The following is a 5,690-nucleotide window of genomic DNA, read 5'->3' as shown; positions in this document are numbered from 1 at the left end:
CTCGCGGACCGTGCGCATCCTGCGGACGTGGGCCTGCCGGAGGCCGGTGCGGAATACGTGCAGACCGCGCCCCGGCTGCGTCTGCGCCGCGCGCATCCGGTGCTCGAGGTCGTGGGCGAGACGGACCAGCCGGCCCCGGCGGACCGCACGGACCACACGGTCCGGGCGGGGGTCGCCGAGGCCGCAGCCGAGACGGTCCGCCCTGTCGCCGCGGCGAACCCGTATCGTGAGACGACCCCCTTCCCCGAGGCCGAGGTGGTCGCGCTCCCCATGGCGGTGGGTGAGACCACGGTCCTCACCGAGGCGGGCAGCGGGAGCGCCCCCGGCAGCTCCTCCGCAGCACCGCACGCGCCGGTCCTCACCGTCGTCGCCTCCACACGTTCCCAACCGATGGATCCAGCCATGAACCACACGCCCCGCACCGCTCCCCGACGCATCGCCGCGGCGGCCGAGCGCATGCCCCGTGCACTGCCGGCGGACGTCCGCGCCCGGCTGGACCAGTCGTACGCCTCGTCCCCGCGCCGCAGCGGTGGGACCGCGCCGCAGGGTGCGGGAGGCGCCGGCACCTCCGGCGGCGCGGCCGGTCCTGCCGCTGGGCGGACCGGCCAGGCACCGCGTCCGGGCCGGATCGCAGAGGTATCCGCCGCGGATCGCCGCCGCATCCGGGGCCTCCGGCGGATCCTTCCCTACTGCGGCCTGGGGTTCCTGCTCCTGGCCGCCGCGACCGTGGTCATGCTGGGCTTCACCGTCTTCGGCTCCCTGCCCTGGGGAGCTCCGGCCGTGACCGCTGCGCTCGCCGCCGCCACCCTCGTCCTGCTGCGTTCGCTCAACCGCGAGATCACCGCTCTGCGGAAGGGCATCGAGAGGGAGGAGAAGCTGCTCGCGGACCGTGCTCGCGGCGCCGCCACCGAGGTTGCGGGCCGTGCACGTGAGGCCGCAGGCCGCGCAGCCCGGCACGTGTCGGAGCGCTCCGCCGCCGGCCGGAAGCCGCAGTCGCGGGAGGTGCTCGACCTCGACGAGGGCGCGCCGCGCCAGGCGCAGGCCGCTGCCGACCGCTCCGCGCCGGGCTCCGACGAGTCCGACCCGATCACCGCGGAGATCCCGGCCGTCTCCGCAGCGCCTCGGCACAGGGCGGCCGAGCAGGCGGCGCCGGTGCGTGAGCCTGCCCGCTCCATCGTGGAGCGTTCGGCATCCGCCCCCTCGCTGTCGCTGGGCTTCACAGCCTCCTCCGGAGAGAAGGCCGGTGGAACGGCGTCCGGCTCTGCGGAGGCTCCGGCTGAGGGCGTCTCCGGCTCCGCACACACAGCTGCGACCGAACCCGCCTCCGGCGGCTCCGCTGCGGGGGCCTCGGCCCAGGCCGATCGCAGCGCCGCAGGTGCTCCCGGCCCGGAGACCGAGAGCGGTGAGACCGCGGACGGAGCCGCTGCGGCCTCGGGCGCTGACGCAGTGAGCACACGGAAGGCGGGCGCGGAGTCCGCCGGCACTGCGGCAGCCGAACGCGAGGCCGGAGCTCAGGACACCACCGGCCGGACGGCTGCGGCCGCGGACGCCTCGGAAGACGCCTCCGCAGACTCCGAGGCGGCAGCCCCGGCCCCGGCGGTCCCGGACACGGCGAGTCTGCCCCGCAGCAGTGCCGCCGGGGACGCTCTGGCGCGCCGGCTGCGCTCCGGCGGCTGGACGCCGTCCGCCGTACCGGCTCCCACCTACGTGGACGCGCCGGTGGCGGAGCGGCAGGAGCCGCAGCCCGTCGTCGCGGACGCCTCCTCGTACGCCCTCGCACCCACCAGCCGGGAGTCGCTGGCGGCACAGTTCGCGGACGAGCTGGGGTTCCGGCCGCCGCTCGAGGACGCCGCCCGTGAGGGCGATGCCGCCGATCCCGGCCCGCTGAGCCACGGCAAGAACGCGACCCGCAGGAAGAACGCCGGCGGCGCTCCGGCGGCTCCGGCGGAGGAGCAGGACACGGCGCACCTGGGCGACATCCTCGCCCGCCGCCGCGCCTGAACCGTTCTCCCGGAGCCGCTCTCCCCGGGAGCGCGTTCCACGTCCGCACCGGCGGCAGACCGTCCTGCGAACGGTGAGGGCGCGGGCCCCTTCTCCCGCCGCTCACGCCCCTGTTCGCGGCTCTCCGGGCCGATGGAGCCGAGGCATCCGGTCCGGGACGCAGATGCGCGAAGCGCCGAGCGGGTCTCACCCGCTCGGCGTTTCGCATCCCTGCGCAGAATGCCGCGAGGCCCCGGGACGTGTCACACGTCTCGGGGCCTCGCGGTTCGCAGTGCGGGGCTGCGCCTGGCTCAGCGTCTCATCGTGCGTTGGCGCGGGGGAGCGCCACGTACTTGAGCTCCAGGTACTCGTCGATGCCGGTCGAGCCGCCCTCGCGGCCCAGCCCGGACTGCTTGACGCCTCCGAACGGCGCGGCCGGGTTGGAGACCAGGCCGGTGTTGAGGCCCACCATGCCGGACTCGATCCGCTCCGCAAGTGCCAGCGCCCTGTCGATGTCCTTGCAGTACAGGTAGGAGGCGAGACCGTACTCGGTGCCGTTGGCGAGTTCGATCGCCTCGTCATCCGTGTCGAAGACGACGATCGGCGCGACGGGACCGAAGATCTCCTCGACGCGCAGCGTCGCGTTCTCCGGCACATCGGTGAGGACGGTGGGGGCGAAGAAGTAGCCGTCGCCCTCGATCTTCTTGCCTCCGGTGAGGACGGTCGCGCCGGCCTCCACCGCCTGGTCGACGAGCTCAGCGACCTTGTCGAGCTGGTCCTGGTCCACGAGCGGACCCACCTGCGTGCCCTCGGCGAGGCCGTCGCCCACCTTCATGGAGCCGATCCGCTCCGCGAGCTTGCGGGAGAACTCCTCCGCAACGCCCCTCTGCACGTAGAGGCGGTTGGCGGCGGTGCACGCCTCACCGTTGTTGCGCATCTTCGCAAGGACTGCGCCCTCGACGGCGTCGTCCACGTCCGCATCGTCCATGACCAGGAACGGCGCGTTCCCGCCCAGCTCCATCGACGTCTTCATGACCGTCTCCGCGGCCTGCTTCATGAGGTTGACGCCCACCTCGGTGGAGCCGGTGAAGGAGATCTTCCGGGCGATGCCCGATTCCATCCACGGCGTCACCACGCGGCGTGCGGAGGACGAGGTGACGACGTTGACCACGCCGTCCGGCAGCCCGGCCTCACGGAGGACGTCCACGAGCATGAACGAGGTGAGAGGGGTGAGCTGCGCGGGCTTGAGGACGACGGTGCAGCCGGCCGCCAGCGCGGGGCCGATCTTGCGCGTGCCCATCGCCAGCGGGAAGTTCCACGGCGTGATGAGGATGCAGGGGCCCACCGGCTCCCGGCTGATCATGAGGCGGTTCTTCCCGTCCGTGGACTGCGTGAAGTCGCCGTGCACGCGGACGGCCTCCTCGGAGAACCAGCGGAAGAACTCGGCACCGTAGGCGACCTCGCCCTTGGACTCCGCGAACGGCTTGCCCATCTCCGCCGTCATGATCGCAGCGATGTCGTCCGCCCGCTCGTGGAGCAGCTCGAAGGCCCGGCGGAGGATCTCCGCGCGTTCGCGGGGAGCGGTGGCGGCCCAGTCCGCCTGGGCGGCGCCGGCGGCGGCGATCGCCTCGAGCGCATCGTTCTCGGAGCCGTCCGCGATGGTGGTGATGACCGCGCCCGTGGCGGGATTGCGGACTTCCAGGGTGCGTCCGCCCTCGGCATCACGCCACTGTCCGTTGATGAAAACCCCGGTGTTCAGCTTCTCGATGATGGGGGTGAGGTCCACGTCTTCTCCTCTTTCGTCGGCGACGACTTCATGTGCGAAAAGGAATCATCGCCGACCCGGTGCTCTGGGGGCCTCCGGACCGGCTGGTGTGCAGTCTAGTCATGTGCGGGCGGCCGGTGTGCGCTGTCTCATATCCCCGCCCGCCGGGGAGGGCGCGCGAGGGGTCCGACGACGTATCGTGGCGTCATGGGCGAGCACATCGACATCGAGGTCCATCGGCTCTACGACGACAGGCACGGAAAGACCGGATTCCGGGTTCTCGTGGACCGGCTCTGGCCGCGCGGGGTGCGCAAGGACGACCTCGCCTTCGACGAATGGGACAAGGACGCCGCTCCCTCGAACGAGCTGCGCAAGCGCTTCCACTCCGGCGCGCTGAGCTTCGCGGAGTTCCGGGAGGCCTATCGTGCGGAGCTCGAGGAATCCGGTGCGGGGGAGGCGCTGCTGCAGCGCTTCCGGAACTCGCGCAAGCACTCGCTCGTGCTCCTGTACGGTGCCAAGGACGAGACGCACAACCACGCCCGGGTGCTCGCGGAGCATCTGCAGGAGCAGGAGCAGTCACATGGCAGGCAGTGAGAAGACGGACGGTCGTGCGCAGGGCGCCGGAGCGCGGGCCGAGGCCCAGGCCGGTGCGGACGCCCGGCACACCGGCGAGGCGGGACAGGAGATGCTGGACATCGGCGCGGAGGAGGTCGCCGGGGCGCTCGGCTTCGCCGAGGCCATCGCGGCCATCCGCGACGCGGTGGCGGGCTTCGACCCGGAGGAGGACGTGCCGCGCACCATCGTGGAGCTCAGCGGCGGGGAGATGATCCTCATGCCCTCCGAGCTGGGGGACTACGCCGCGGTCAAGGTCGTCACACGCACGCCCGGCAACTCCGCACGCGGACTGCCCACCATCCAGGGCAGCGTGCTCCTCACCGATCGCACCACCCACACCCAGCTGGCCCGGATCGACGGAGCTGCGGCGACCAACCTGCGGACGCCCGCGCTCTCGCTGGCCGGCGTCTCCGGCTTCGTCCCCGCCCGCTTCCCGGACGGGGTGCGTCTCTGCGTCATCGGCGCCGGGGCGCAGGCGCTGCCGCATGTGCGGGCGGCTCAGGCGGTGGCACCCGTGCGCAGCGTGGTGTTCGGTGTGCGCACCGCAGGACGGGCGCAGGAGCTCACCCGGACGCTCACGGAGGGGGGCGTGCCCGCGACCGAGGCCGTACTGGGGGAGGACCTCGATGCCGCCCTGGCAGACGTCGACCTCATCATCACCGCCACCTCGGCCTCGGAGCCGCTCTTCGCGGACTCCGCCGTGCGCGCGGACGCGCTCGTGGTGGCGATGGGCTCGCACTCACCCTCCGAACGCGAGCTGCCCGGTGCCCTGCTGGGACGCAGCCACGTGATCGTGGAGACCTTCGCCAACGCCCGGCGCGAGGCCGGCGACGTCATCCTCGCCATCGAGGAGGGGCATCTGGGCTGGGAGCAGGTGCACACCCTGCGCGAGGTCGTCACGGAGGGAGAGGCGGCCCTGAGCGACGACCGCCCCGTCGTGTTCAAGACCTCCGGCATGTCCTGGGAGGACGTGGCCGTGGCCGGCGCGATCTACGAGGCCGTCGTGCAGAGCGGCGGCGCGGCGGGTGCGGGTGCGGGCGGCGGAGCAGACCCGGCCGGCCGTGCGGGAACGGGAGCAGAGGACGCGGGCGCGGGCTCGGCCGATGAAGCAGGCGCGGCCGGTGAAGCAGGCGCGGGGCGAGAGGACGTGGAGCAGTGAGAAGCGAGAAGGAAGCCGTGGCCGGCAGCGCGGGTGCGGGCGGTGAGACGGCGGAGACGCCCGGCGGCGGCTCTGTGGAGGTGGTGGGCAACCCTGCGGAGGCGGCCGGCGGCCCTGCGCGGGAGGCCTCGGAACGCACGGAGCCCTCGACGGGGAGGGCGGCCTCGGCGG

3 protein-coding genes and 1 pseudogene are annotated in these 5,690 nt (G+C 73.2%); 3 read left to right on the top strand and 1 reads right to left on the bottom strand.

The window, feature by feature from the left end; all coding sequences use genetic code 11:
• A pseudogene (locus Q0A33_RS06030) lies at positions 1-2,001 on the top strand (hypothetical protein); the annotation flags it as partial.
• A 298-nt stretch (positions 2,002-2,299) separates the two neighbouring features.
• Here the strand turns inward: Q0A33_RS06030 and Q0A33_RS06025 are convergent.
• Positions 2,300-3,766, bottom strand: a complete 1,467-nt coding sequence (locus Q0A33_RS06025; RefSeq protein ID WP_291794447.1) for an NAD-dependent succinate-semialdehyde dehydrogenase — start codon at positions 3,764-3,766, stop codon at positions 2,300-2,302.
• 186 nt (positions 3,767-3,952) lie between these two features.
• Between Q0A33_RS06025 and Q0A33_RS06020 the strand changes: the two genes are divergently transcribed.
• Together Q0A33_RS06020 and Q0A33_RS06015 are read left to right on the top strand one after the other, a co-directional pair.
• A complete protein-coding gene (locus Q0A33_RS06020) occupies positions 3,953-4,339 on the top strand; it encodes a DUF488 family protein (RefSeq protein WP_291794445.1) in 387 nt (128 codons plus the stop codon).
• Complete coding sequence (locus Q0A33_RS06015) at positions 4,326-5,519, top strand: ornithine cyclodeaminase family protein (protein WP_291794442.1); 1,194 nt, start codon at positions 4,326-4,328, stop codon at positions 5,517-5,519. Before Q0A33_RS06020 ends, Q0A33_RS06015 begins: the two co-directional genes overlap by 14 nt.
• Positions 5,520-5,690: the final 171 nt, after the last annotated feature.

This window comes from Brevibacterium sp., from assembly GCF_022712115.1.
Classification (GTDB): Bacteria; Actinomycetota; Actinomycetes; order Actinomycetales; family Brevibacteriaceae; genus Brevibacterium; species Brevibacterium salitolerans.
Note: the sequence above shows the minus strand (reverse complement) of the source record. Positions and strands in the feature narration are given on the sequence as shown.